2 protein-coding genes and 1 pseudogene are annotated in these 894 nt (G+C 63.6%); all 3 read right to left on the reverse strand.

Translation table 11 applies throughout. The annotated features are described in order from the left end of the window. A partial coding sequence (locus ACM6JT_RS27125; RefSeq protein WP_414857663.1) for an amidohydrolase family protein occupies positions 1 to 327 on the reverse strand: 327 nt, incomplete at its 3' end. A gap of 19 nt (positions 328 to 346) precedes the next feature. Then, entirely contained in the window at positions 347 to 514 is a 168-nt protein-coding gene (locus tag ACM6JT_RS27130) for a DUF1427 family protein (protein WP_175747820.1), read from the reverse strand. Positions 515 to 683: 169 nt separating this feature from the next. Beyond that, positions 684 to 894 (reverse strand): annotated as a pseudogene (locus tag ACM6JT_RS27135) (hydrolase); the annotation flags it as partial.

An 894-nucleotide genomic window follows, 5' to 3' on the forward strand; every position in this document is an offset into this window, starting at 1 on the left:
TGGCGTGATCGCGACCTGCCGCTTGAGCATGTCCATCGCGACTGCGAGCGACGGCACACCGTCCCAGCGCAGTTCCATGTTGTAGTTCAGGCCACCGCGAATCACGTGGCAGTGGTTGTCGATCAGGCCCGGCAGCACGGCGCGGCCTTCGAGGTCGACGACCTTCGTCGCGCGCCCGGCGAGCCGCATGACATCCGCTTCATTGCCGACCGCAACGAAGCGGCCGGCGGCTATCGCCACCGCCGTCGCGGTGGGGTTTGCGCGGTCGAGGGTCGTGAACCTTCCGTTGTGAAGGATCAGATCCGGTTGGGACTCGGTTGCGGTCATATACGTCACCTCGTTTCGATCAGAAGCCAAAAAGCTGTTTGACGGTGGGGATGGCCTGCACGCCGATCAACATGCCGAGCAACCCGACAAGCGCAATCAGCGGCGGTGCCGGCGAGCGCACCTTGATTGCGCTGTAAATGACACCAATCAGCAAGCCCGCACCAAGGGAAACCAGATAAGGTTCCATACGATCAATTTCTCGGACAGGTTGGAATGCAGGTCGTACGTCCTGGCAAACACGCTGCGGGCGGCATCCGTGAATCGACCACGTACGCCGCCCGCGATTTCATATTGCCGATGCCGCGTGTTCGCACGAAACACGCCGCATCAGCATCGACAGTCGCGACTGCCTGCGGTTACTTCGCCGGCACGGGCGGGATCGACTCGTGCGGCGTCAGCGTACGCTCGGCCGCCTTGTGGACCATCGTGTACGCGTAATCGACGCCCATCCCGTACGCGCCCGAATGCTCCTTCGCGATCGCCATCACCGCGTCGTAGCTCTCGCGGCGCGCCCAGTCGCGCTGCCACTCGAGCAGCACCTGCTGCCACGTGACCGGCACCACGCCC

Origin of the sequence: Burkholderia sp. IT-111MI5, assembly GCF_949752865.1 — a bacterium.
GTDB classification, from domain to species: Bacteria; Pseudomonadota; Gammaproteobacteria; order Burkholderiales; family Burkholderiaceae; genus Burkholderia; species Burkholderia pyrrocinia_C.

Excerpts from the sequence above, each read along its gene's own strand:
- ACM6JT_RS27130 (WP_175747820.1), bottom strand. The coding sequence starts at position 514 with ATGGAACCTTATCTGGTTTCCCTTGGTGCGGGCTTGCTGATTGGTGTC.